20 protein-coding genes are annotated in these 24,190 nt (G+C 64.9%); 11 read left to right on the top strand and 9 right to left on the bottom strand.

Annotation, left to right across the window (positions count from 1 at the left end; translation table 11 throughout):
• Positions 1-345 precede the first annotated feature (345 nt).
• The gene (locus tag DN388_RS15610; RefSeq protein ID WP_213607476.1) at positions 346-1,500 is read left to right on the top strand and encodes a hypothetical protein; all 1,155 of its coding nucleotides are present in this window, start codon (positions 346-348) and stop codon (positions 1,498-1,500) included.
• Positions 1,501-1,611: 111 nt separating this feature from the next.
• Here the strand turns inward: DN388_RS15610 and DN388_RS15605 are convergent, their stop codons facing one another.
• Entirely contained in the window at positions 1,612-2,685 is a 1,074-nt protein-coding gene (locus DN388_RS15605) for a 3-deoxy-7-phosphoheptulonate synthase (RefSeq protein WP_255001001.1), read from the bottom strand.
• A gap of 592 nt (positions 2,686-3,277) precedes the next feature.
• On the opposite strand from DN388_RS15605, the gene DN388_RS15600 reads away from it, so the two are divergent.
• On the top strand, positions 3,278-4,081 hold the full coding sequence (locus DN388_RS15600) for a hypothetical protein (RefSeq protein ID WP_052504202.1): 804 nt from the start codon (positions 3,278-3,280) through the stop codon (positions 4,079-4,081).
• Here the strand turns inward: DN388_RS15600 and DN388_RS15595 are convergent, their stop codons facing one another.
• Positions 4,082-4,747, bottom strand: coding sequence for a response regulator transcription factor (locus tag DN388_RS15595; protein WP_043860164.1), 666 nt, complete (start codon positions 4,745-4,747; stop codon positions 4,082-4,084). It lies immediately after the preceding gene.
• A gap of 45 nt (positions 4,748-4,792) precedes the next feature.
• A complete protein-coding gene (locus DN388_RS15590) occupies positions 4,793-5,329 on the bottom strand; it encodes a PQQ-dependent catabolism-associated CXXCW motif protein (RefSeq protein WP_255000998.1) in 537 nt (178 codons plus the stop codon).
• Between the two features lie 156 nt (positions 5,330-5,485).
• Between DN388_RS15590 and DN388_RS15585 the strand changes: the two genes are divergently transcribed.
• Positions 5,486-6,130: a response regulator transcription factor gene (locus tag DN388_RS15585; RefSeq protein ID WP_043860162.1), complete on the top strand. Its 645-nt coding sequence runs from the start codon at positions 5,486-5,488 to the stop codon at positions 6,128-6,130.
• Between the two features lie 17 nt (positions 6,131-6,147).
• Here DN388_RS15585 and DN388_RS15580 read toward each other — a convergent pair whose 3' ends face one another.
• Both DN388_RS15580 and exaA read right to left on the bottom strand, forming a co-directional pair.
• A complete protein-coding gene (locus tag DN388_RS15580; RefSeq protein WP_043860161.1) occupies positions 6,148-6,798 on the bottom strand; it encodes a pentapeptide repeat-containing protein in 651 nt (216 codons plus the stop codon).
• Positions 6,799-6,900: 102 nt separating this feature from the next.
• Positions 6,901-8,730, bottom strand: a complete 1,830-nt coding sequence (exaA, locus tag DN388_RS15575) for a quinoprotein ethanol dehydrogenase (protein WP_231390602.1) — start codon at positions 8,728-8,730, stop codon at positions 6,901-6,903.
• Positions 8,731-9,045: 315 nt separating this feature from the next.
• Here exaA and pedF point away from each other — a divergent pair, with 315 nt between their 5' ends.
• From pedF to DN388_RS15560, 3 genes are read left to right on the top strand one after another with little or no spacing between them, the layout of a single operon-like run.
• Positions 9,046-9,483: a cytochrome c-550 PedF gene (gene pedF, locus DN388_RS15570; RefSeq protein WP_043860159.1), complete on the top strand. Its 438-nt coding sequence runs from the start codon at positions 9,046-9,048 to the stop codon at positions 9,481-9,483.
• 3 nt (positions 9,484-9,486) lie between these two features.
• Positions 9,487-10,242, top strand: coding sequence for a quinoprotein dehydrogenase-associated SoxYZ-like carrier (locus DN388_RS15565; RefSeq protein WP_255000991.1), 756 nt, complete (start codon positions 9,487-9,489; stop codon positions 10,240-10,242).
• A gap of 8 nt (positions 10,243-10,250) precedes the next feature.
• A complete protein-coding gene (locus DN388_RS15560) occupies positions 10,251-11,177 on the top strand; it encodes a quinoprotein relay system zinc metallohydrolase 1 (protein WP_210015304.1) in 927 nt (308 codons plus the stop codon).
• Positions 11,178-11,244: 67 nt separating this feature from the next.
• Here DN388_RS15560 and DN388_RS15555 read toward each other — a convergent pair whose 3' ends face one another.
• On the bottom strand, positions 11,245-12,396 hold the full coding sequence (locus tag DN388_RS15555; RefSeq protein WP_043860156.1) for an acyl-CoA dehydrogenase family protein: 1,152 nt from the start codon (positions 12,394-12,396) through the stop codon (positions 11,245-11,247).
• Between the two features lie 16 nt (positions 12,397-12,412).
• On the bottom strand, positions 12,413-13,483 hold the full coding sequence (locus tag DN388_RS15550; RefSeq protein ID WP_255000986.1) for an enoyl-CoA hydratase/isomerase family protein: 1,071 nt from the start codon (positions 13,481-13,483) through the stop codon (positions 12,413-12,415).
• A gap of 337 nt (positions 13,484-13,820) precedes the next feature.
• Here DN388_RS15550 and DN388_RS15545 point away from each other — a divergent pair, with 337 nt between their 5' ends.
• From DN388_RS15545 to nahK, 3 genes are all read left to right on the top strand, one after another.
• Positions 13,821-15,002, top strand: coding sequence for a porin (locus DN388_RS15545; protein ID WP_043860154.1), 1,182 nt, complete (start codon positions 13,821-13,823; stop codon positions 15,000-15,002).
• Between the two features lie 219 nt (positions 15,003-15,221).
• On the top strand, positions 15,222-16,385 hold the full coding sequence (nosP, locus tag DN388_RS15540; protein ID WP_054914528.1) for a nitric oxide-sensing protein NosP: 1,164 nt from the start codon (positions 15,222-15,224) through the stop codon (positions 16,383-16,385).
• Entirely contained in the window at positions 16,315-18,963 is a 2,649-nt protein-coding gene (nahK, locus tag DN388_RS15535; protein ID WP_078481000.1) for a hybrid sensor histidine kinase/response regulator NahK/ErcS', read from the top strand. Before nosP ends, nahK begins: the two co-directional genes overlap by 71 nt.
• Here nahK and DN388_RS15530 read toward each other — a convergent pair.
• Both DN388_RS15530 and DN388_RS15525 read right to left on the bottom strand, forming a co-directional pair.
• A complete protein-coding gene (locus tag DN388_RS15530; protein WP_255000975.1) occupies positions 18,941-19,948 on the bottom strand; it encodes an aldo/keto reductase in 1,008 nt (335 codons plus the stop codon). The two genes, nahK and DN388_RS15530, sit on opposite strands and share 23 nt — an antisense overlap.
• A 135-nt stretch (positions 19,949-20,083) precedes the next feature.
• Entirely contained in the window at positions 20,084-21,388 is a 1,305-nt protein-coding gene (locus DN388_RS15525) for an MFS transporter (protein WP_078480999.1), read from the bottom strand.
• A 160-nt stretch (positions 21,389-21,548) separates the two neighbouring features.
• Here DN388_RS15525 and DN388_RS15520 point away from each other — a divergent pair, with 160 nt between their 5' ends.
• Both DN388_RS15520 and DN388_RS15515 read left to right on the top strand, forming a co-directional pair.
• Positions 21,549-22,649, top strand: coding sequence for a sugar diacid recognition domain-containing protein (locus DN388_RS15520; RefSeq protein WP_255000972.1), 1,101 nt, complete (start codon positions 21,549-21,551; stop codon positions 22,647-22,649).
• A gap of 134 nt (positions 22,650-22,783) precedes the next feature.
• The gene (locus DN388_RS15515) at positions 22,784-23,923 is read left to right on the top strand and encodes a glycerate kinase (RefSeq protein ID WP_054914526.1); all 1,140 of its coding nucleotides are present in this window, start codon (positions 22,784-22,786) and stop codon (positions 23,921-23,923) included.
• Positions 23,924-24,190: the final 267 nt, after the last annotated feature.

Raw genomic sequence — 24,190 nt, 5'->3', positions numbered from 1 at the left:
CCAGGGGGCTTCACTGCGACCGACAAGCGTGGCAGCACGGCGAGCTACGGAGTGAGGTGAGCAATCGTACCTGAAACCCTCTGCTGGCACTGCCTTCTCGGGGCGGGCGGGCGAGTACGAACCAGGCTATCCAAGCCGGTATCCACTGATCGCAGCCACGCTGCCAAGGAGTCGACGATGAGGAACCTGATGCGTTCACTGTGCCTGGGCTGCACCTTGTGCCTTGTACAGAGTGCAGCGTATGCCCTTGGGGGTGCACAAACCGCCGCGCTGCTGAATGCGCGCTACGCCAGTACCGCGTCCCAGTGCGTGGGGCGCGCACCTGCCTTTGCCTGCAGCGGCATCGTGCTGCGCACGCTGATGCCCAACCAGGCCGAGAAGTTCTGGGTGCCTGACGCCGCCGAAGGCACTGACATGCGCTTCATCTTTGTGCGCAAAGACCATGTGCCGACGACATTGGGCTCGGGCGCGGGGTTCTTGCTGTTTGATCGCTTTACGGCGCTGGCCCACGGCAAGCCGTACCAGGCCACCCAGCCAGCGGCCAACCTGGGCGAGGTGGTGGTGAACGGCTGGAATGCGCAGGCGCCGGGGCAACTCGCGATCCAGGGCGTGTTCTATGACCCCGGGCAAGCCGGCAGTCTGTTGCGCGCCCAGAGCAGCCAACGCGATTACTTCCAGGCCACCGGTACATGGCTGCCGCTACTGCGCTTGCAGCTTGGCGAACCGCAGGGGCAGGTCTTCGGTTTCAGTCAGCAAGACCAACTGGACAATGGCTACCGGGTGGCGGCACGGCTCAACACACGCTACCTCGACACCGGCAATGGCGACGACACCTGCCGGGGCAATCGGGGCGCCTTCTACTGCCGTGGTGTACTGCTGCGCACGACCGATGTCGGCAACTTCCGTGCGTGGAACCCGAGCTCCAATTCGGTACGCGGCAATGGCGTGTCCTTCAGTTATTTTCGCGCCGACAGCAAGGTGCTGCGTACCTACAAGGCGCAGGGGCTGGTGATACGTGAAGAAGCGGCACCGGCGACCAGACCCTTGTCTCTACGGTGCGTGTACCCCTTCGATGGTAGCACTGGCGGGCGGGCCGATATGTGCGACTTCCGGCTTTCTTGCGCCTCAGCGGGGATCGATTCGGCAGCGGCATGGTTGGCGCGCTTCCGTGGCAGCCCATACTCAGGTTGTTGGTTCTCCCCGGCGGCGCAACAATTTCGGGTGGCCAACGAGATCCGCCAACAGCTCAACGATGGCCTTGGCTGGAATGAAATGGTTGTAGCGGCCTGGCCCGCCGGTGCGCCGCTTGGATTGCCGCTTGAGGCGCTGCTCTACAGCAGGGCCAGTTACTTTGCGGGCGATGGCCTGGCAGGTGGCAAGCGGTTCCAGACCGACTACTTCGCCGATACGGGCCGTACCTTGCCGTTGCTTCAGTTGCGCCCGATGCCCACAGATGGACGCCTATTCATCTACGACCCGAACGATCAGGCCCTTCGGTAATCGACGCGACAGCGGCCAACCCACTGCCCCTGGGCAAGCTGGAACGGCAGGACCAGTACGTCTGACCTGCCTGCCCCTTAACATTCTGCCTATGTGAGGGGCGACAGGTGTCTACCCGCGTTGGCTAGTGGCCGCTTCGCTCAACAAGGCTTCTGTGGCCCCCCAGCCCAGGCAGCCATCGGTGATCGATACACCGTAGCGCAGGGGGGCCTTGCCCAGTGCCTGGCAACCCTCGAACAAATGGCTTTCGAGCATCATGCCGATGATCGAGCGGTCACCCTGCAAGCGTTGCTGCAGCACCTGATTGAACACTTGAGGTTGGCGCAGTGGGTCCTTGCCGCTGTTGGCATGGCTGCAGTCCACCATCAGGCGTGGGCGGATGCCGGCCTTGTGCAGGCCCTGGCGTGCCTGCTCCAGGCTGGCGGCATCGTAGTTGGGGCCCTGGTGGCCGCCGCGCAGCACCAGGTGGGTATCAGGATTGCCAAGGGTCTCGACGATCGCCGGATGCCCCTGGGCATCCAGCCCGAAGTGGCGGTGGGCATGCGCGGCACTGCGGATGGCGTCGCAAGCGATACCCACGCCGCCGTCGGTGCCATTCTTGAATCCGACCGGCAGCCCCAGGCCGCTGACCATCTCGCGGTGAATCTGCGATTCGGTGGTGCGTGCACCGATGGCCGCCCAGCTCAGCAGGTCATCGAAGTAGCCTGCTGCCATCGGCTGCAGCAGTTCGGTGGCCACCGGCAGGCCCCGTTCGAGCATGCCCAGCATCAGCTGGCGAGACAGCGCAAGGCCACCCTGCATGTCATCGCTGCCATCCAGGTGCGGGTCGTATGCCAGGCCTTTCCAGCCCACCGTGGTGCGGGGCTTTTCGACATAGGCACGCATCACCAGCAACAACTGGTCATCAACCTGGCGGGAGAGGGCAGCCAGGCGTTCGGCGTATTCAAGGGCAGCGTGGGGGTCGTGCAGCGAGCAGGGGCCGACAATCACCAGCAGGCGATCATCCTCGCCGTCGAGAATCGCCTTCACCGCCTGGCGGTGGCGCTCGACCTGGCCGCCAAGGGCGCTGGACAAGGGCAGTTGCTGCTTGAGCTGAAACGGGCTGGGCAGGCGCAGGTTGAGGCTACTGTTGGCTGCGATAGCCTGGGGTTGGGACAGGTTCAGGGCTTGGGTGGACGCTTGCATGGTCGGGTTTCCTTGGGCGGAAGGCGGGTTCGGTCCCGCGCCTTCGGCCCTAGCGAGATGTTCGATTTCGTGTCGGTGTTTGCGTGCCACCTGTACTGGACCGGTCGGAGGCGGCTGGCTGGCCCGAACGGCAGTGGCTAAATCGCCAGGCAAGGCTTTGGTAACGGTAATAGGTGCTGTGGTTCATGGTGCAATCCTCATCGATGTCGGTGGTGTACGGCGCCCAAAACAAAACCCCCGGTGGGCAGGGCCGACCGGGGGTTGAGTATTCTCGTGTTCGGCGGCCCTGGGAGTGGGCGCCGGTGTGGGTATCAGCGGCGCCTGTGGCTAAACCAATACCCAAAATAAAAGCCGCTGGCAGACAGTGCCGCGCACGCACGCACAGCCGCCAGGTGCGATACGCGACCTGTGTGCAGTGCTTGAGTGAGGGAAATAGACGACATGCTGTGCTCCAGTTGATTGCCCGAGCTTACTTCAGGCGCGCAACTGGATGCAACTGGCAAATGGCGTTAGGCTTGCGCCCGATTGCTGGCACCGGAGCGTTGTCAGCGCACGCCGCACAGACGTGCATACCACCACATGGAGTCTCCCGATGCATGTGAACGACTACACATCGGCCATTACCACCCGCACCACCGGTGCAAGCCCCCTCCCTACCAGCCTTGGCATCAACCATGGCAACAGCAGCAGCGCCAGGGCCCTGAATGCCTACGCCGGCCAGGACACCAGCAGTGTCTCCAACCTGGCCCGTCAACTGGCCGCAAGTGCCACCCGTGCCAGCGAGCGCGATACCGGCCTGAGCCATTCGGCACTCGGTGCGTTGGCCAGGTCGCTGCTCGACAAGATTACCGGCGCTGCGTATTCGGCCAACAAGGCCGCCCACGACAAGGAAGTACCGGCCACCGATGACCCCGAGCTGCTGGCCCGGGCCGAACAGGCCACTGCGTTCGTGAACGCGACGCTGACCGTGGGCAGCAAGACCGTTGAAAACCCGTTCGCCGGCCTGTCGCGCGAGCAGCTGGCGCTGATCACCTACGATGACAGCGGCACCTTCACGGTCAACGAACGGCGCGCCGCGTTCGAGGAGTCCACCCGCCAGGAGCAGGCGTGGCGTCGCGAGGTCAGCGACAAGGCGCAGCAGGAATACAACACCACCGGCCGCATGACGGACTTCTTCAAGCAAGTGCAGGCTCACTACAACAGCCTGCCGGCAATCGAGAAGGCTCAGTATCCGGCCGACTATGCGGCGCAGGTGCAACAGCACATCGATGCCGACATCAACTACAAGGCGCAGAACGCCAAGGACATGATCGTTCCCATGACCCTGGCCGAAACCCTGTTGACGATGGGGCCGGTGGGCAGCGGCAAGACCCTCGCGCTGCCCGGCGCCGGCTGATCAGCGCCGCAGGTAGGCGGTAAAGTCGATATCGCCGGCACTGAGAATCGCCTGCACCCGGTTGTGCACGTTGAGCTTGCGCAGAATCGCCGAGACATGGGCCTTGACCGTGGTCTCGGCGATATCCAGGTTGTAGGCGATCTGCTTGTTCGACTCCCCCTTGGTCATGCGCTCGAGCACCAGCAACTGCTTGCGGGTGAGCGCCTGCAGCAGCTCCGGGGCAAAGCCTGCATGCTCGCTCTGGTTGCGCCGGCCGGTGCTTTTTTGCGTGCGGATGATGTCGGGCGGCAGGTACACGTTGCCGTTGAGGATCTGCTCGATGGCATCGGTCATCTGCGAGCGCGGCGACGACTTGGTGATGAACCCCACCGCGCCATAGGTGATTGCCTGCAGCACCACCTGCTTGTCCTGCTCGGCCGAGACGATCACCACCGGGATCGTCGGCGCCTCGTTGCGCAGGTTGATCAGCCCGCCAAGGCCATGCATGCCGGGCATGTTCAGGTCCAGCAGGATCAGGTCCAGGTCGTCATGCTGGCCGGTCAGGCTCAGGGCGCTGTCCAGGTCGGCGGTTTCCATGACCTCGCTGCCAGGGAAGCCGTCAGTGATGACGTTGTGGATCGCTTCGCGAAACAGCGGGTGGTCGTCGGCGATCAGAATCTTGTACATGGCTTTGCACCTTATTGTTGTGGTTGACCGCTAGGCAGACAGTAGTCAGGGGAACGCTTCGGGTGTCGCGGGGTGTACCGGCAGCCCGGCATTCTCCCAGGCATCCAGGCCATCACGGTACCAGTACAGCCGCGTGTAGCCCAGTGCATCGGCGCGCTTGACCGCATTCCAGCTCAGCCAGCAATCGGAGCGACAGTAGAAGACGACGGCGCGCTGCTTGTCGCCATGGCTCAGGCGTTGCAGGTGGCGGCTGAAATAGCGGGCCCAGGCGTCGTCCAGCTGGCCATCGCCGGTGTTGGCCAGCCAGTGGCTGTGGGGGAGGTTGGCATGCGGCTCGCTGTCGATGAACCGTCCATGCAGCCAGGGGCGCTTGTACACGTCGATCAGCAACGGCGGTGGCTGCTGTTGCAGCAGAGCCTGCAGCTGCGCGGTATCGAGGGTCTGCGCCGGCGGCGCCTGATCGGGGGTAGGGCTGCGGTACAGGGTGGCGCGGTAGCCGTCGGCAGTGAACAGCGCCGTGTCGGCGCTGGCGGGCACCGCCAGGGTCAGGCAGGCAGAAGCGAACAAGGCACGCAGCAGCATGGTCGGCAGTCTCGTTTTTGTTATGCCTGGTATTACAGGCCAGTACTGGCGCTTTGTGAATGCGACCATCGACAGCGCGGGCAGTACCAAAGTAGTAGCGGCCGTGCTCGCCAGCGGCTCTAGCATGGGGTATAGCCACTACAGGAGTACTGCGCGATGGGCATCTTGCTGGTCGACGACCACCCGATGATTCGCCTGGGCCTGGCCCACTTTCTGGGCGAAGGGCTCAATGGCCTGCCAGTTCGCGAGGCCGGCAGCGGCGAGGAGGCCCTGCAGCAGGTGCAGGAGGAACTGCCCGGCCTGGTGATCATGGACTTCGACCTGCCCGGCATCAGCGGCCTGGAAACCACCCGGCGCCTGCGTCAGCGCCTGCCGCAACTGCGCGTGCTGTTTTTCAGCGAACACACCGAGCTGGGCCTGGTTCGCCAGGCACTGGACGCGGGGGCCTGCGGGTTTCTGTCCAAGGCGGCAGCGCCGGCGGTGGTGCTTGAAGCCGTGCGCCGGGTACTGGCGGGGCATGCCTACATCGAGCAACCGCTGGCCACCCAGCTGGCCTGCCAGCCGCACCCGGGGCAGGGTGGCGGCAATGCTCGGCTGCAGGGGCTGACCCAGCGCGAGATCGAAATCTTCCTGATGCTGGCCAAGGGCACCCCAACCCGGTTGATAGCCCAGCAGCTGTGCATCAGCGCCAAGACCGTCTCCAACTACCTGACCTTGCTCAAGAGCAAGCTGCAGGTCAGCTCCCATGCCGAACTGGTGCACCTGGCAATCGAAGCCGGCCTGCTGCGTATAGCGGCGTAGGCTGTGTACGCAGGCACCTAGTCCCAGGTGCTCGGGCAACCCTGGCAGCCTTCCATGTTGCTGTCCTGGAAGTTGGCGTAGTGCTGGCGAGTGCCGCGCAGGTCGGCTTTCTCCAGGTTGCTTTCACCGAACTTGGCTTCCTGCAGGTTGGCATCGGCCAGGTTCGCCCCCACAAGGTCGGCCCTGCTCAGCCAGGTCATTTCCAGGTCGGCGGCTTGCAGGTTGGTATTGTGCAGCTTGGCGCCGGACAGGCGGGCAAACTCCAGGTAGGCGGCGCTGAGGTTGGCACCATTGAAGTTGGCGCCCTGGGCGTACATGCCCCAGGCCTGGACCGCGATCAGCGTGGCATCGGTGAAGTTGGCCACGCGCAGGTTGGTTTGCTGCAGGCTGGCACGGGTGAGGTTGGCGCCTTGCAGGTTGGCTTTCTCCAGGTTGGCCAGGTCGAGCTTGGCGTGACGCAGGTTCGCGCCACGCAGGTCGGCACCGGCCAGGTTCATCTTGCGCATGTCCTGGTTGTTCAGGTCGGCATTCTGCAGGTTGGCGCCGGGGCACTGGCTTTCAGGCTGGATGATGCAGCCGTTGATCTTCAGCGGCTGTGGTTCCAGTTCGTCGTCGGCAGCAAAAGCCGGGGACAGGGCGACGGCGAGCACTAGGGGCAGATACTTCATGGGAATCTCCTTGGCAGTTTGAAAGCAGACGCGGGTCAAGCCCGCTCCCACAGGTTTGGTGATCCCTTGTGGTGGCGAACTTGACCCGCGAAAACGCTCAGATCAACGCTTGGCGGTCTTGGTATCCCAGGCCGGGATCTTGAACACCCAGAACGATCCACCCTGTGCCACCGGCTTGGTCAGCTCGGCCATGTCGCCACCCCACAGCGGTACTGCACCGCCGTAGCCGACGGTCACGCCGATGTACTGCTCGCCATCCTGTTCCCAGGTGATCGGTGGCGAAACGATGCCGCTGCCGGTCTGGAATTTCCACAGCTCTTCGCCGGTCTTGGCGTTGAAGGCCTTGAAGTAGCCGTCGCCGGTACCGGTGAACACCAGGTTGCCCTTGGTGGCCAGCACGCCGGCCCACAGCGGCAGGCGCTCGTTGTGCTCCCACACCACCTTGCCGGTGGTCGGGTCCATCGCACGCAGCGAACCTACGTGGTCCTCGTACATGCGCTTGATGCGGAAGCCCATGCCCAGGTAGGCCGACCCTTTCTTGTAGTTGACCTCTTCGGTCCAGTATTCCTCTTTCCAGTGGTTGGCCGGTACGTAGAACAGGCCGGTGTCCTGGCTGTAGGCCATCGGGTTCCAGTTCTTGCCGCCCAGGAACGGTGGCGAGACTTCCACCGGCTTGCCCTTGGTTTCGCCTGGCAATGGCTTGGCAGGGCGCTGGCCTTCGTTTTCGACCGGGCGACCGGTCTTGAGATCGATGTGGCTGGCCCAGGTGATGTTGTCCACGAACGGGAAGGCGTTTTTCAGCTTGCCGTTGGTGCGGTCCACCACATAGAAGAAGCCGTTGCGGTCAGCGTGCGCGGTGGCCTTGTACTGCTTGCCGTCCTTGTCCTTGTAGTCGAACAGCACCAGTTCGTTGTTGCCCGAGAAGTCCCAGGCATCGTTCGGGGTGTGCTGGTAGAACCACTTGACCTCACCGGTGGTCGGGTCGACGCCGACCTGGCCCGAGGTGTACAGGCTGTCGAAGTCGTGCGGGTTGCCGTCCTTGGAGGTACGTGCCCAGGTGTTCCACGGGCCAGGGTTGCCGGCGCCGACGATGATGGTGTTGGTTTCGGGGTCGAAGCTAGCGCTTTGCCATGGGGCGCCGCCACCGTGGCTCCAGGATTCGACCTTGCCGGTCTCGGTGGTCGGGTCGTCCGGCCAGGACGGGGCCTTGACGTCGCCGGTAGGGGTGCTGTCCTTGCCGTTCAGGCGGCCCATGTGGCCTTCGACGAACGGACGCATCCACACTTCTTCACCGGTTTCCGGGTCGCGGGCATACAGCTGGCCGACCACGCCGAATTCGTCACCGGAGCTGCCGTGAATCAGCAGCACCTTGCCGCTCTTCTGATCCTTGATCAGGGTCGGGGCGCCGGTCATGGTGTAGCCGGCGCTGTGATCGCCGAATTTCTTGTTCCATACCACTTTGCCGGTGTCTTTGTTCAGCGCGATCACGCGGGCATCGAGGGTGCCGAAGTAGATCTTGTCGCCGAAGATGGCAGCGCCACGGTTGACCACGTCACAGCACGGACGAATGTTGTCCGGCAGGCGATGGTTGTAGGTCCACAGACGCTTGCCGGTCTTGGCGTCCAGGGCGAACACCCGCGAATAGGAGCCGGTGACGTAGATCACGCCGTCGTTGATGATCGCCTGGGATTCCTGGCCGCGTTGCTTTTCGTCACCGAAGGAGTACGACCAGGCCGGGGTCAGCTTGAACACGTTCTTGTCGTTGACCATGGCCAGCGGGCTCCAGCGCTGGGCATTGGTGCCCATGCCGTACTGCAGCACGTTCTGGGTGTTGAGGTGGTCGTTGGCGATGTCTTCCCAGGTCACCGGCTTGGCGTTGGCCGCCGGTGCCAGGGCCAGGCTCGAGACCAGCAGGACGGCCTGCACAGCCATGGACAGTGGGGAAAGCGCGGCGGGTAACGATCTTATTGTCATAGTGGGTGTTCCCAATGGAGGTTTTGTGCCTGCCTAGACTGGATCGTCGCCGCCTGCGCAGATACGGAAAAACTCCCGCCCTGAGCGGGAAAATGTCCCAGTCGGCGCATGATTTGGCACTGCCCCACAAGCCCTACTACCAAGGGAGTAGCACGCGACCACCAAAGCAGCATGGGGGCGCTGGAGTGCGCTTTCTAAGATGCCCGGCAGCACCCCGGTATCGCGAGGTGCCTGCGTGCAAACCGTACAGACAAAGCAGTCGAGGGCAGAACAATGACAACAGTGAAAAACGCCTGGATGAGCGCCGTGCTGATGGCCGGCCTGATGAGTACCGGGGCGGTGTTCGCCCATGGCAACGTGACCCCGTCGGCGGTCAACACCGGCACCCTGGAAAAACTCGGTGACGAGTGGCGTGAAACCAACCCCTACCGCAACGGCCCCAACCATGACGAGGCAGTGTCCATCGGCGCCTCGGCTTACAACCAGAACTGCGCGGCCTGCCACGGCCTGGAAGCCAAGTCCGGCGGCATCGCCCCTGACCTGCGCCTGCTGGACGAGGGCGAGGCGGGCGATGAATGGTTCGTGGAGCGGGTACGCAACGGCGCGGTGCGTGACGGGCGCGTGTACATGCCCAAGATGGCCGACTACCTGAGCCAGGAAGCGTTGTGGGCGGTGCGTACCTACCTTGACAGCGTGCACATCGAGGAATAGGCCATGCGCCGGGTACCGTTGCTGTTGGCCGCGTTGCTGCTGGCCGGCCCGGCCTGTGCAATACAGCCGGGTGCCGATCCGGTGCCGTCGGTGATGTGGGAGTTCTATCGCAAACAGTGGCTCCAGGATGAGCCCTACGTCTTTGATGAGCGCGTGCGGGTGATTGCCCCGCCATTCGCCGAGGACGCCCGACAGGTGCCGTTGCAGGTCGATGCCCGGGCGTTGCCGGGCAAGGTGCAGCGTATACTCGTGTGGGCCGAACTCAACCCGATACCGCGGGTCGTCGATTTCCATCCCGGCCCGCAGGTTCTGCCGTGGCTGGCTGTGCGCATACGCATCGAGCAGGCCACCCCGCTGCGTGCGGCCGTGCTGACCGATGACGGTACCTGGCACATCGGTTCGAGCCTGATCGATGCCGCCGGCGGTGGCTGCACGGCGCCCAGCGTGGTGCGCAGCCAGCCCGGCTGGGAAGAGCGTCTGGGCCAGGTACTGGGTGCACGCTACCCGCGCGATGCCTTCAGCCGCGTGCGCCTGGACGTGTCGCACCCGATGGATAACGGCCTGACCGGCGGCATCCCCGAATTCTTCATCGAACACGCCGAGCTGTTCGATGCCAAGGGCCAGTCGCTGGCCACCCTCGAACTGTTTCCTGCCGTGAGCGAGAACCCCAGCCTGGGCTTCGACCTGCTCAACCAGGGGGCTACCCGCCTGGTGCTGCGTGACAACAACGGCAACCAGTTCGACGCTGCCATCGAGTGAGGACCGTGATGCGAGCACTGTTGCTGTTGCTGGCGTGTGTCAGCCTGCCGAGCCTGGCCGACCTGGACTACCGCCTGGCGCCGCGCCAGATCGCGGCCGACACCTATGTGCTGGAGGGCAGCACCGAGCACTTCTCCCGTACCAACGGCGGCAACATCGTCAATACCGGTTTCATCGTCACCGAGGCTGGCGTGGTGGTGATCGACAGCGGTCCGTCGCTGCGCTATGGGCAGGCCTTGCGCAAAGCCATCGAAAGCGTCACCGACCAGCCGGTGGTGCAGGTGCTGCTGACCCATCACCACCCCGATCACGCGCTGGGCAGCCAGGCCTTTGCCGGTGTGCCTGTCGGTGCACTGCCTGGTACCACGCAGTTGCTGGAGGAGCAGGGGGATGGCCTGGCCGAGAACATGTACCGCATGGTGGGTGACTGGATGCGTGGCACCCAGGTGCGCCTGCCCGACCAGCCGGTGGCGGCGGGTGAGCGTGCGTTTGGTTCGCACCGGTTGCGGCTGCTGGCCTTGACCGGTCACAGCGGCGCCGACCTGGCGGTGTTCGATGAAAAGACCGGAGTGTTGTTTGCCGGCGATCTGTTGTTCTACCAGCGTGCGCTGACCACGCCCAACACCCCTGGCCTGGCGGTGTGGCTACAGGATCTGCAGCGGCTAGAGGCGTTGCCGTGGAAGGTGCTGGTGCCGGGGCACGGCCCGCTGGCCACGGACCGTGCGCCGTTTGCACAGATGGTTGATTACCTGGGGTGGCTGGACAAGGTGATGCGTGAGAGTGCGGCGCAGGGGCTGGACATGACCGAGGTGATTGCCACGCCGATACCCCAGCGGTTTGCGGGCATAGCATTGAGCCAGTACGAGCTGATTCGCAGCGTGAGCCATCTGTACCCGCAGTATGAGCGGCAGGTGCTCAAACGGGTGGACCGCTAGAAGGTCTGGGGCCGGGCCAACAAGGCTGACAGGCCATGGTGGCCCGGCATCACATCAAACCGCGCCTTTACAACGGATAGTGCTTCAACTCCCGCGCAATCAGCATGCGCTGAATCTCGCTCGAGCCCTCATAGATCTGCGTGATCCGCGCATCGCGGTAGTATCGCTCCACGGGGTAGTCTTCCAGGTAACCATACCCACCATGCACCTGGATGGCCTTGGAACACACCCGTTCGGCCATCTCCGAAGCAAACAGCTTGGCCTGCGAAGCCTCGCTCAAACACGGCTTGCCCGCACTGCGCAAACGCGCCGCATGCAGTATCAACAACCGCGCCGCATTGAGCTGTACCTGCATGTCGGCCAGCAGGTTGGCCACACTCTGGTGCTCGTTGATCGGCTTGCCGAACTGGATGCGGTCACGCGAATACACCAGCGCCGCCTCGAACGCCGCACGCGCAATGCCCAGCGCCTGAGCCGCAATGCCGATACGCCCACCCTCAAGGTTGGACAGCGCGATCGCCAGGCCCTTGCCACGCTCGCCCAGCAGGTTGGCTGCCGGCACACGGCAGTTGTTCAAGGTCACCGCACAGGTGTCCGAGGCGCGAATGCCCATCTTGTGTTCGCTGCGATCGACCACGAAACCTTCGTTGTCGGTCGGCACCAGAAACGCCGATAGCCCTTTCTTGCCCAGCTCCGGGTCGGTCACCGCAAACACGATCGCCAGGCCCGCGCGCCGCGCATTGCTGACGAACTGCTTGGACCCGTTGATCACCCACTCGTCACCCACACGCTCGGCACGGGTGCGCAGGTTGTGCGCCTCGGAGCCGGCCTGGGGTTCGGTAAGGCAGAAGCAGCCGATCACCTGGCCGGTGGCCAGACGCTCCAGCCAGGTCTGCTGCTGCAGGTCGCTGCCATAGGCGAGCAGGGGGCCGCAGCCAACCGAGTTGTGGATGCTCATCAACGCCCCGGTGGCGCCATCGCCGGCGGCAATCTCTTCCACCGCCAGTGCATAGGCCACGTAGTCGGTGTAGCTGCCGCCCCATTGCTCGGGCACCACCATGCCCAGCAAGCCCAGCTCACCCATCCTGGCCACCACGCCATCGTCGATCCAGCCGGCCTTTTCCCAGGCCTGGGCATGCGGGGCGATCTCGTTACGGGCGAAGTCGCGCGCCATGTCGCGGATCATGATCTGTTCTTCAGTCAGTTCCAGGTCTTGCATGTGCGTACTCCGGCCCTCACAGGCCTTCGAAGAATTGATCCACCCGCGAGCGTGAAAGCTCGGCGACGGTGGCGGGGTTCCAGCGGGGCTGCTTGTCCTTGTCGATGATCAGCGCGCGTACACCTTCGATCAGGTCGCCGTGCTCGAACCATTGCCGGTCCAGGTGCAGCTCCATCGCAAAGCAGTCCTCCAGGTTCAGGTGGCGCCCGCGACGCAGCATCTCCAGGGTCACCGCCATCGCCAGGGGCGAGCGCGTGGCCAGCAGGTCGGCGGTCTTGAGTGCCCATTCGTGGCTGTCGCCGACGGTCACGGCACGCAGTTGCTCGATGATGCTGGCCACATCGGGCAACGCGAAGAAGTGGTCGATGGCCGGGCGCAGCGCAGCCAGGGGAGGGTTGTCCAGGGCCTGGGTGCCCAGCCTGGCCAGCACGCCCTGCAGGTCCTTGAGCGGGTGTTCGCTCCACTTGAGCGTGTTCAGGCGTTCATCCAGGGTGCTCAGCCTGGCGCTGTCGACATGCCAGTCGGCCAGCCCGCAGTACAGCGCGTCGGCCGCCTGGATCTGCACGCCGCTCACCCCCAGGTAGGTGCCCAGTTCGCCGGGGATGCGCGACAGGAAATAGCTGCCGCCCACGTCCGGAAAGTAGCCGATGCCGGTTTCGGGCATGGCCAGGCGGCTGCGCTCGGTGACCACACGCAGCTCCGCGCCCTGGGCCAGGCCCATGCCGCCGCCCAGGGTAAAGCCGTCCATCAGGGCAACGATGGGCTTGCGGTAGTGATGAATGCACAGGTCCAGCGCGTACTCCTCCACGAAGAAGTCGCGGTGCAGGCTGTCGCCTGCCTTGAAGCTGTCATGCAGCGAACGGATGTCGCCGCCGGCGCAGAAACCCTTGGGGCCTTCGCCACGCAGTACCACTGCGTGAACCTGCGGGTCGACGGCCCAGGCGTCGAGCTGCTGCTGCAGCTGACGCACCATCGGCAAGGTCAGGGCGTTGAGGCCGGCGGGGCGGTTGAGGGTCAGATGGCCTACATGGTTGCGTACGGTAGCCAGTACGTTGGTATCGACCGGGGAATGCGCTTGCGCGGTCATCGCTGTCTCCCTGCTTTGTTATTGATTTTCCACATGATTTGTCGCGCCGTGGAGATGAATTCAAGGATCGTCGGATCGTAACAGTGCAATTTTGCCCATTACAATCGACAAAACTGCAGTGCCTGTCTGCATTTTTGCATGGTGCTCTCGGCCATCCGGAGCGGGTGCTGGCACTTTAGCCTTGTGACACTGGCGGACACAGGATTAGTTCCCCGGTGCCTGGCACCTCGCGCCTCGCCAAAGCAGCAGCGCCTTGCCCCCAAGGCAGCGTAGGGCGCGCGGCGCCGCTTTTCGATAATCGCCTCCGACAACCGTCCACCCGTTTGCGGAGAGCGTCATGCACAACAATAAGAATGCCCATACACGTTTCCTGCCCTTGGTGGCGAGCCTTGCCGCGCTGGGCCTGACCCCGCTGGCCCAGGCCGAGATCATGCTGTACGACAAGGACGACACGACCTTTTCCACCGACGGCTACATCAACGCCTTCTACGTCAACAGCAAGGTCGACCGTGACGGCGAGCAGTTCGACCGTCGCCAGTCCCGGGTCAAGATGGGCTTTCTGCCCAACTACCTGGGTTTCAACATGACCCGTCAGATCGACGACCTCAAGCTGGGCGGGCGCGCTTCGTTCTGGGTCACCATCAACGACAGTGAAACCAACGGCACCGACACGGCCATCGACGTGCGTCAGTTCTACGGCACCGTGACCAATTCGGAGTGGGGCGAAGTACTGATCGGCAAGGACTTCGGCCTGTTCGCCCGTTCCAACATCCTGCTCGACGAGCTGCTGGCCGGCTATGGCCAGGTCAGTGACACCCTCGGCCTGGTGGACGGTGGCGGTGTATCGTTCGGCAACATCGGCACCGGCTACCCGTACCCGTTCCCCACTGCGCAGATCACCTACCGCACCCCGGTGATGGATGGCCTGCGCATCGCCGTGGGCATCATGGACCCGGTCGATACCAACGATGACAGCGCGGTGGGCAAGGCCTACCAGAAGAATCCGCGCACCGAGAGCGAGATCACCTACCAGTTCGACCTGGGGGGAGCCAAGATCTACAGCTGGATCAACGGTGGCTACCAGACCTCGGACAACACCGATCACAACGTCGACTCGGTGACCTCCAAGGGCCTGGGCTATGGCGTACAGGCCAAGATGGGCGCCTTCTCGCTGACCGGTTCCGGCTTCACCGCCAAGGGCATCAACCCGTTCTTCACCAACAACGCCGGGGAAGCCACCTTGCGCGAGGTCGACAGCAAGGGCTACCTGATGCAGGGCTCGTACAAGTTCGGCAAGAACCGCCTGGCGTTGTCGTACGGCAAGACCAAGGACGACGGCAACGGCGCGGTCAACACCGGCGCCGACTACGAGACCCGCGGCATCGCGCTGTTCCGCGACATCAATGCCAACCTCACCCTGGTAGCCGAATACAACCAGTTCGAAATCCGCGGGCATGAGGGCAGCAGCCAGAACGAAGACACCGATACGCTGGCCCTGGGTGCCGTGCTGACCTGGTAAACCGCGTCGCCCTCTTCGCTGGCAAGCCGGCGCCCACAGCGATGCCACTGTTCTTCACGTCAGTGGCAAACCTGTGGGCGCCGGCGTTCCAGCGAAAGGGCACCCCCCTTGCAAACCTACAACCAATGCCACCCCCACCCACTACCCAAGTAGCATTCGACCCTCTCCAGCCCCTTCGTACACTGGGCCCATCCGTTAAAGCCCCCGCCGGAGGCCGTCATGCACCACCCCCCCGCCGAGGGCATTGTCAGTGCCGTCTCGCGCGCCAGTGTCGCCGAAGAGGCCGCACAGGACCTGGCCCGTCAGCTGCTGCACCCGCACCTGGGCTTCGTGCTGTTCTTCTGCTCCGCCGAATACGACCTGCCAGCCTTGGCCCACTCGCTGCAACAGAGCCTGGGCGGCATCCGCCTTGCAGGCTGCACCAGCGCCGGCGAAATCACCCCCGAAGGCTACGGCCGCGGCTGCATCACCGCGCTGGGCTTCGATTACCGGATGTTCTCGATTGCCGCCGAACTCATCGCCCCCATGCAGTACTTCAGCCTGATCGACGCGCAGCAGATGGTCGAGCGCCTGGTCGGCGACTGTCGCAGCAACACCCTGGCCCCGATCAAGGGCCACAGCTTCGCCCTGACCCTGCTCGACGGGCTGTCCAGCCGTGAGGAAACCGTGCTTGCCGCCCTCAGTGCCGCCCTGGGCGACATCCCGCATTTCGGCGGCTCGGCCGGCGACGACAACTACCTGCACCACACCCATGTGTACTTCGACGGCGCCTTCCACAGCAGCGCTGCCGTGGTGCTGCTGGTCAATACCTGCCTGGATTTCGAGGTGTTCACCACCCACCACATCCAGCCGCGTCAGGAAAAGCTCGTGGTCACCCGCGCCGACAGTACCCTGCGCCGGGTCTACGAGCTCAATGCCGAACCCGCCGCTCAGGAATACGCCGCGCTGATCGGCGTGCCCCCCGAACAGCTCGACCACCGCACCTTCGCCGCCCACCCGCTGGCGGTGCGCATCAACGAGCGCTACTACGTGCGGGCCATCCAGCAGGTGCACGACGACGGCAGCCTGAGTTTCTACTGCGCGGTGGAGAACGGCATCGTGCTCACCGCCATGCGCCCCGGGCCCCTGCTGCCCAACCTGAGCGCGTTGTTCGACGGCTTGCGCGAACGCCTCGGGCCGTTGCTGCTGACCATCGGCTGCGACTGCTTCCTGCGCCGCCTGGAGCTGGAAGGCAGCGCCGAGTTCGAAGCCGTCGGCGCCTTTTTGCAGCAGCAGCCTGTGGTGGGGTTCAACTCCTATGGAGAACAGTTCAATGGCATGCACATCAACCAGACGTTCACCGGCGTCGCCATTGGCCAGCCCCGTGCACGCCGTGGACATTGACCAGGCCGCGCTGATCGCCCGCTTGCAGCATGAAAACCGCAAGCTCAGCCGTATCAACGCCGCCCTGATCGAACGCCAGGAATCGGGCGCCGCGCGCCCGGACGACTCGTATGCGGCGTTCCAGCACTCGGTGGTGCTGGCCGAGCAGGTGCGCGAGCGCACCGATGCGCTGAACCAGGCCATGGCCGAACTCAAGGCCAGCAACCACCTGCTCAGCGATGCGCGGCTGCGCGCCGAAACCGCGCACCAGTACCTGGTGGACGCCATCGAAAGCATTTCCGACGCCTTCGTGCTGTTCGACCCGCAGCAGCGCATCGTGCTGTTCAACCAGCGCTTCAAGGCGTTCTGGGCCAACAGCCGCATCCGCATCATCGGCGGCATGCGTCTGGCCGAGATCAAGCGGCTGATGCAGAGCACCGGGCTGTTCTGCGAAGAACAACGCGGCCCCAGCGCCGAGCACATGGTGTACCGCCTGCAGGGCGGGCGCTGGCTGCAGGTCAGCGAGCGGCCGACCCAGGGCGGCGGCTGCGTGATGCTGTTCACCGACATCACCCAGATCAAGCTCAGCGAAACCCAGCGCCGCGAACAGGCCGTGGCGCAGAAGTCGCACCTGCTGCAGCGTGCGGTCGACAACCTGTCCCAGGGCGTGGCCATGGTCAATGCCGACGGCGTGCTGGAGTTGTGGAACCGGCGCTTTCTGGAACTCAGCGGGCTGGCCCCGATTGCCGCCCATCGCGACTTTGCCGAGGTGATCGCCGACAGCGAGCTGGCCTTGCTCACCCCGGCCAGCACCGATGCCAACGGGCGCAGCATCCATGAACTGGAGCAGCGCCTGTTCGACGGGCGCATGCTCGAAATCCGTACCCATCCGCTGCCGGCCGGCGGTTTCGTCAACACCTTCACCGACATCACCGAGCGCTATCAGCATGCCGAGGCGCTGAGCGAGAGCGAGCGCTGGATCCGCCTGATCACCGACCACGTGCCGGCGCTGATCGCCTACCTCAACGCCGACCTGGTCTACGAGTTCACCAACAAGGTGTACGAGCAGTGGTACTGCTGGCCGCGCGGGGTAATGCTCGGCCAGAGCCTGCGCGAGGTGCACAGCGCCGAGCATTACCAGCGCCTGGAGAGTTACGTGGAGCGGGCACTGTCGGGCGAGAGCGTGACGTTCGAGTTCGCCGAAACCAACGCCCACGGCCAGGAGCGCTACATGCTGCGTTCCTATGTGCCCAACCAGCTGGCCAGCGGCGAGGTGGTGGGGATCTTCGTGCTGATCCGCGACATCACCGAACGCCGGCGTACCGCCGAAGCCCTGCACCAGGCCTACCAGAACCTGGAGTTGCGGGTGCGCGAGCGCACCGCCGAACTCACCCAGCTCAACCAGCAACTGCTGCGCGAAATCGAAGAGCGGCGCCGCGCCGAAGCGCGCCTGCGCGAGGCCAAGCAGGAGGCCGACCAGGCCAACCTGTCCAAGACCAAGTTCCTTGCCGCGGTCAGCCACGACCTGCTGCAACCGCTCAACGCCGCGCGCCTGTTCACCAGCGCGCTGCAGGAGCAGAACTGTGCAAGCCCGGCGCTGGTGCGCAACGTCAGCAATTCGCTGGATGACGTCGAAAGCCTGCTGGGCACCCTGGTCGACATCTCCAAGCTCGATGCCGGGGTGATCAAGGCCGATGTCGCGACCTTCGCGGTCAGCGACCTGCTCGACAACCTGGCCGCCGAGTACGCCCATGCCGCCGCCAGCGAAGGCTTGCGCATGAGCTACGTGCGCAGCAGCCTGCGGGTGCGCAGCGACATCCAGCTGCTGGCACGCATCCTGCGCAACCTGCTCAGCAATGCCATCCGCTACACCCCGCAGGGGCGCCTGATGCTCGGGTGCCGGCGGCGTGGGCAGCGGGTGTTCATCGAGGTATGGGACACCGGCATCGGCATCGCCCCCGACAAGTGCGCCGAGGTGTTCCAGGAGTTCAAGCGCGGCGACCTGCAGCGTCCCGACCAGGATCGCGGCCTGGGCCTGGGCCTGGCCATCGTCGACAAGATCGCCGGCATTCTCGGCCACCGCGTGCACCTGCGCTCCACGCCGGGCAAGGGCTCGGTGTTCTCCATCGAGGTGCCGCGCAGCAAGCGTGCGCCCCGGCGCGAGCCGCAACCGTCACAGGTCGAGCCGCTGACCGAACGCCTGGACGGCGCACGTATCTGGGTGGTGGACAACGATGCGGCGATCTGCGCGGGCATGCGCAGCCTGCTGGAGCAGTGGGGCTGCTCGGTGGTCACCGCCCTGAGCGAGCAGGACCTGGCCCGCCAGGTGGCACTGGACAGCGAGTGGGCCGACCTGCTGATCGTCGACTATCACCTGGACAACGACCGCAATGGCCTGGAGGCGGTCGGGTCGATCAATACGCAGCGGCACACGCCGTTGCCGGCCCTGATGATCACTGCCAACTACAGCGTGGAGCTCAAGCAGCAGGTGCGCGACCTGGGCCACAGCCTGCTGCACAAACCGGTGCGGCCGATGAAGCTCAAGGCCGCCATCAGCCACCTGATCGGTTGCGAACTCAGCGTGGCTGGCGCCCGCTGACGAAGTGCGCCGCGTCGTTGTAGCCGTGGGTGGAGGCATGCCCGGGGGTAACCAGCGAATCGATGAAAGCTTCGTCTTCGGCGGTGATCTTCACCTGCAGCGCACCGCCATAGGTGTCCCACTGCGCTTCGGTGCGCGGGCCGACGATGGCGGAGCTGACGTGCTGGTTGTTGAGCACCCAGGCAATGGCGAACTCGACCATGCCCACGCCCTTGGCCTGGGTATAGGCGTGGATCTTCTGCGCGATGGCCAGTGACTCGCTGCGCCATTCGGTCTCGAGGATGCGCTTGTCCTGGCGCCCGGCGCGGCTGTTGGCGTCCGGGGTGGCGTCGGGGGCGTACTTGCCGCTGAGCACCCCACGCGCCAGCGGGCTGTAGGGCACCACGCCCAGGCCGTGAAAGGCTGCAGCGGTGAACTGCTCGGTTTCGGCCTGGCGGTTGACGATGTTGTACAGCGGCTGGCTGATCACAGGCTTGGGGATACCCAGGCGTTCGGCCAGGTTGCACACCTCGGCGATGCGCCAGCCGCTAAAGTTCGACACGCCCCAGTGACGGATCTTGCCCTGGCGCAGCAGGTCGCCGATGGCTGCCACGCTGACCTCCAGCGGGGTGGCGTGGTCTTCGCGGTGCAGGTAGTAGATGTCCAGGTAATCGGTGCCCAGGCGCGTGAGGCTGGTGTCGATGGCATTGAAGATATGCTTGCGGCTCAGGCCGCTGCGGTTGGGCAGGCCGTCGACCGGGCCGAAGCCGACCTTGGAGGCCAGCACCCAGTCGTGACGGTGGCGGGCGATGGCTTCGCCGACGATTTCTTCGGAGCGGCCGGCGTTGTACACGTCGGCGGTATCGATGAAATTGATGCCCTGGTCCCAGGCCTTGTCGATGATACGCAGCGAGTCTTCGGTGCTGGTCTGCTCGCCGAACATCATGCTGCCCAGGGTGAGGGCGGAAACCTGCAGGCCACTGCGGCCCAGGGGACGGTAGATCATGTTCGAGCATCCTTTTGCGGGAGGGGGTCGAGCTGTTTTACAGGGTTGAAAGCTTCGTCGGCAAGGCCGGCTCCCGCACAATCGTGTGAACGGCCCTCAGGCCCGTAGGAGCCGGCCTTGCCGGCGAAGCGGTCGTCAGCTGGAGCGCGACACCCGCAGCGCCACCAGGCTGCCCACCACGATCAACCCCGCCAGCGAATACAACGCCACGTCGGTCGAGCCGGTCTGGTCCTTGATCCAGCCCACCAGGTACGGGCTGAGGAACCCGGCCATCTGGCCCACCGAGTTGATGATCGCCAGGCCCGCCACCGCAGTGCCCGCGGTGAGCAGGGCAGTGGGCATCGGCCAGAACATTGGCAGGCCGGTGAGCGCGCCCATGGTCGCGATGCTCAGGCCCAGTATCGCGATCACCGGGCTGTGGGCGAAGTTGACCGCCATCAGCAGCCCCACCGCGCCCATCAGCATCGGCACCACAAGGTGCCAGCGCCGCTCGTTGCGCAGGTCTGCCGAACGCCCCACCAGCAGCATGAACAGCCCGGCCAGCAGGTACGGGATGGCGCTCAGCCAGCCGATCAGCAGGGCATCGTCGAAACCCATGTTCTTGATGATCGATGGCAGCCAGAAGTTGATCGCATACACGCCGCTCTGGATGCAGAAGTAGATGAAGCCGAAGGTCCAGATCAACGGGTTGGCCAGCACCGACAGCAGGCTGTCGCTGGCGGTTTTCGGCTTGGCTGCCGCATCCGCATTCAGGTCGGCCTCAACCGCCTGGCGCTGCGCCGGGGTCAGCCAGCCGGCCTTGGCGTAGCCATCGCTGAGCAGCACGATCGCCAGACAGCCGAGCACCACGGTAGGCACGCCCTGGATCAGGAACATCCATTGCCAGCCGGCCAGGCCGCCCTGGCCGGCGGCGAAGTGGTTGAGAATCCACCCCGAGAACGGCCCGCCCAGCAGCCCCGACACCGGGATCGCCGACATGAACAGCGCCATGATGCGCCCGCGCCGCTGCGCTGGGAACCAACGCGAGAGGTACAGCACGATACCCGGGAAGAACCCCGCTTCGGCGGCGCCGGTGAACAGGCGCAGCACGTAGAACTCCATGGGGGTGGTGACGAACAGCAGGCAGGTCGACAGCGTGCCCCAGGCGATCATCATCAGCGCGATCCAGCGCCGTGGCCCGAAGCGGTTGAGCGCCAGGTTGCTGGGCAGGCCGCACAGCACGTAGCCGATGAAGAAGATGCCGGCACCCAGGCCGTAGATGGTTTCGCTGAACTTCAGCGCGTCGAGCATCTGCAACTTGGCGAAGCCGACGTTGACGCGGTCCAGGTAGTTGAACAGGTAGCAGATGAAGATGAACGGGATCAGCCGCAGGGTGATGCGCCGGTACAGCGCGTTGCGGTCGATGTCGTGGCCTTGGTCAGGGGCAGGGCGGTATGACATGATTCTCTCTCTGTTTTTATGTTTATCGCCGCAACTGCGTCGAGGCAGTTGTCATGACGAGTCTGTTTGAGCCAGAGGACGCTGTCTTTGTGCTTTTGCACAGCCTTTGCGCTGCACCGCTGTGCCCTCGACCAACCATTGCGACCACAAGGATCCGCCCATGTTCGAGCTCGACCACGACCTGGCACAGGATATCGTCGACCGTGCGATGGCCATTCTGCCCTACAACGTCAATGTCATGGACAGCCAGGGGTTGATCCTGGGCAGTGGCGAGGCGCAGCGTATCAACACTCGTCACGAAGGCGCGCAACTGGTGCTGGCCAACGCGCGCATCGTCGAGCTCGACGAAGAGGCCGCCAGATGCCTCAAGGGCGTGCAGCCGGGTGTGAACCTGCCGCTGCTGCTGGACGGGCGCCTGATCGGCGTGCTCGGCATCACCGGCGACCCGCAGCAGGTGCGCACCTACGCCGAACTGGTGCGCATGACCGCCGAGATGCTGCTGACCCAACGGCACCTGCAAGTGCAGCAGCAGTGGCGCAAGCAGCGCTGCGACGACCTGCTGGCCTTGCTGCTGGGCGGCAACGGCGACGCCACCCGGCTGGTGGACGAGGCTCGGCAACTGGGGCTCAAACCCCAGCTCACGCGTATCCCGTGCCTGTTCGAGCTGGAGGAGGGCCCGGCGGCCGAGCCGCTGGCGGCCTGGCTGATGCTGCGCTACCCCGACAGCTGGTGCGTGAGCCCGGCACGTCAGTCGTTGCTGTGGTGCCGCCCGGCGACGGTGGCGCTGGACGAACAGCGCCTGCTGGACAAGATGCAGGCCCAGGGCTGGACCGTGCAGCGCCTGGCAGTGGCTGGCCCGGCCGAAGGGCTGGACAACCTGCGCCGCGGTTATCGTCGGGTGCGCGACCTGCTTGCCTACGGGCGCGAGGTACTGCCCCGTCAGCGCCTGCTGACCCTGGCGCGCTATCGGCTGCCGGCGCTGTTGTGGCGTCATCGCAACGACGATGCACTGGACGAACTGCTGCAACCGCTGCAACGACTGCGTGCCAAGGACAGCAACGGGCAGCTGCTGGCCACCCTGCGGGCCTGGTGCGCCCACGACGGGCAGAGCCAGGCGTGCGCCGAGGCGCTTGGCATTCACCGCAACAGCTTGCGTTACCGACTGGAACGGGTGGCCGAGTTGAGCGGGGTGGACCCGATGCGGCTGGAAGGGATGCTGAGCCTGTACCTGGGGTTGCAGTTGTTGCCCGTGAACAGTTGATTGCCTGTGCGGGCCGCTTGGTCGGTTCATTGTCCAACTGAACAAATAACCCTGCGCCCGCCTGTGCATCCGACCGACGCCCGCCGCCGGCGCAACTGTCAGCATGCAGCTCATCTGGATAAGGAGCACACCACATGAAAATCGTCATCGCCCCCGACTCGTTCAAGGACAGCCTGAGCGCCGAAGACGTGGCCGCTGCCATCGCCCGGGGGCTGGCCGATGCCTTGCCACAGGCCGAGCTGGTCAGTTGCCCGATGGCCGATGGCGGCGAGGGCACCCTGCAGGCCCTGGTGGCGACCTGCAGCGGCGAACAGCGCAGCCTGCAGGTGCAGGGCCCGCTCGGCACACCGGTACTGGCCCACTGGGGCTGGCTGGCCGACAGCCACACCGCCATCATCGAAATGGCCCAGGCCAGCGGCCTGCAACTGCTCGGCCTCGCGCAGCGCGATGCTTGCCGCAGCAGCACCTATGGCACCGGGCAGCTGATCGGCGCGGCGCTGGATGCCGGGGCACAGCGCATCATCCTGGCCATCGGCGGCAGTGCCACCAACGACGCCGGCAGTGGCATGCTGCGAGCGCTGGGGCTGCGGCTGTTCGATGCCCAGGGCGCTGAACTGGCACCGGGCGGCCTGGCCCTGGCGCACCTGGCCCGGCTGGACAGCAGCGGGCTGGACCCGCGCCTGCTCGACGTGCAGGTGGAGGTGGCCGCAGACGTCGACAACCCGCTGTGCGGGGCCAATGGTGCCTCGGCGATCTTCGGCCCGCAAAAGGGGGCGAGCCCCGCCCAGGTCGCCTTGCTCGACCATGCACTGGGGCACTTTGCCGACCATTGCGCCGGCCTGCTGGAGGAAGACGTTCGGGCGTTTCCGGGCTGTGGCGCAGCGGGCGGCATGGGCTTTGCGGCCAAGGCCTTCATGGGCGCGCAGTTTCGTGCTGGGGTCGAAGTGGTGGCCGAGCTGGCCGGGCTGGAGGCGGCGGTACGCGGTGCCGACCTGGTGATCACCGGGGAGGGGCGCTTCGATGCGCAGACCCTGCGCGGCAAGACCCCGTTCGGTGTGGCGCGCATAGCCAGGCGTCACGGCGTGCCGGTGGTGGTGATTGCCGGCACCCTGGGCGAGGGCTACCAGGCGCTGTATGAGCATGGCATCGATGCGGCATTTGCGTTGACCAGCGGGCCGATGAGCCTTCAGCAGGCGTGCGAGCAGGCAGCGCCGCTGCTGCGCGACAGGGCGCGGGACATCGCGCGGCTGTGGGCCTTGCACCAGGGTCTGTAACAAGCCCACTACTGCTTCGCCGGCAAGGCCGGCGCCTACAGACAGCGGCCAACCTGTAGGCGCCGGCCTTGCCGGTTATATACATAGATCAGCAACTGGCAACTGTTCGCCTGGCAACACCCTCCCGACACTAGCCCTCGAATACAACACTCGATTACTTGCCGCTTTATAACTAAACCCCTTTAAACAAGGCACTTCGCCAGTTGGCACGCTCGCTGCAATAGTCCCTGTGAGATTGACTATACCAATAGAAACTCGCCTAATTTT

This window comes from Pseudomonas sp. S12(2018), assembly GCF_024355235.1.
Lineage (GTDB): Bacteria > Pseudomonadota > Gammaproteobacteria > Pseudomonadales > Pseudomonadaceae > Aquipseudomonas > Aquipseudomonas palmensis.
Note: the sequence above shows the minus strand (reverse complement) of the source record. Positions and strands in the feature narration are given on the sequence as shown.

Coding starts and splice junctions, on each gene's coding strand:
- DN388_RS15565 (WP_255000991.1), top strand. CDS start 9,487: ATGCGCCGGGTACCGTTGCTGTTGGCCGCGTTGCTGCTGGCCGGCCCG.
- DN388_RS15595 (WP_043860164.1), bottom strand. CDS start 4,747: ATGTACAAGATTCTGATCGCCGACGACCACCCGCTGTTTCGCGAAGCG.
- nosP (WP_054914528.1), top strand. CDS start 15,222: ATGCACCACCCCCCCGCCGAGGGCATTGTCAGTGCCGTCTCGCGCGCC.
- nahK (WP_078481000.1), top strand. CDS start 16,315: ATGGCATGCACATCAACCAGACGTTCACCGGCGTCGCCATTGGCCAGC.
- DN388_RS15585 (WP_043860162.1), top strand. CDS start 5,486: ATGGGCATCTTGCTGGTCGACGACCACCCGATGATTCGCCTGGGCCTG.
- DN388_RS15600 (WP_052504202.1), top strand. CDS start 3,278: ATGCATGTGAACGACTACACATCGGCCATTACCACCCGCACCACCGGT.
- DN388_RS15555 (WP_043860156.1), bottom strand. CDS start 12,396: ATGCAAGACCTGGAACTGACTGAAGAACAGATCATGATCCGCGACATG.
- DN388_RS15590 (WP_255000998.1), bottom strand. CDS start 5,329: ATGCTGCTGCGTGCCTTGTTCGCTTCTGCCTGCCTGACCCTGGCGGTG.
- DN388_RS15520 (WP_255000972.1), top strand. CDS start 21,549: ATGTTCGAGCTCGACCACGACCTGGCACAGGATATCGTCGACCGTGCG.
- DN388_RS15530 (WP_255000975.1), bottom strand. CDS start 19,948: ATGATCTACCGTCCCCTGGGCCGCAGTGGCCTGCAGGTTTCCGCCCTC.
- DN388_RS15605 (WP_255001001.1), bottom strand. CDS start 2,685: ATGCAAGCGTCCACCCAAGCCCTGAACCTGTCCCAACCCCAGGCTATC.
- DN388_RS15545 (WP_043860154.1), top strand. CDS start 13,821: ATGCACAACAATAAGAATGCCCATACACGTTTCCTGCCCTTGGTGGCG.
- DN388_RS15525 (WP_078480999.1), bottom strand. CDS start 21,388: ATGTCATACCGCCCTGCCCCTGACCAAGGCCACGACATCGACCGCAAC.
- DN388_RS15580 (WP_043860161.1), bottom strand. CDS start 6,798: ATGAAGTATCTGCCCCTAGTGCTCGCCGTCGCCCTGTCCCCGGCTTTT.
- DN388_RS15515 (WP_054914526.1), top strand. CDS start 22,784: ATGAAAATCGTCATCGCCCCCGACTCGTTCAAGGACAGCCTGAGCGCC.
- DN388_RS15560 (WP_210015304.1), top strand. CDS start 10,251: ATGCGAGCACTGTTGCTGTTGCTGGCGTGTGTCAGCCTGCCGAGCCTG.
- exaA (WP_231390602.1), bottom strand. CDS start 8,730: ATGGCTGTGCAGGCCGTCCTGCTGGTCTCGAGCCTGGCCCTGGCACCG.
- pedF (WP_043860159.1), top strand. CDS start 9,046: ATGACAACAGTGAAAAACGCCTGGATGAGCGCCGTGCTGATGGCCGGC.
- DN388_RS15550 (WP_255000986.1), bottom strand. CDS start 13,483: ATGACCGCGCAAGCGCATTCCCCGGTCGATACCAACGTACTGGCTACC.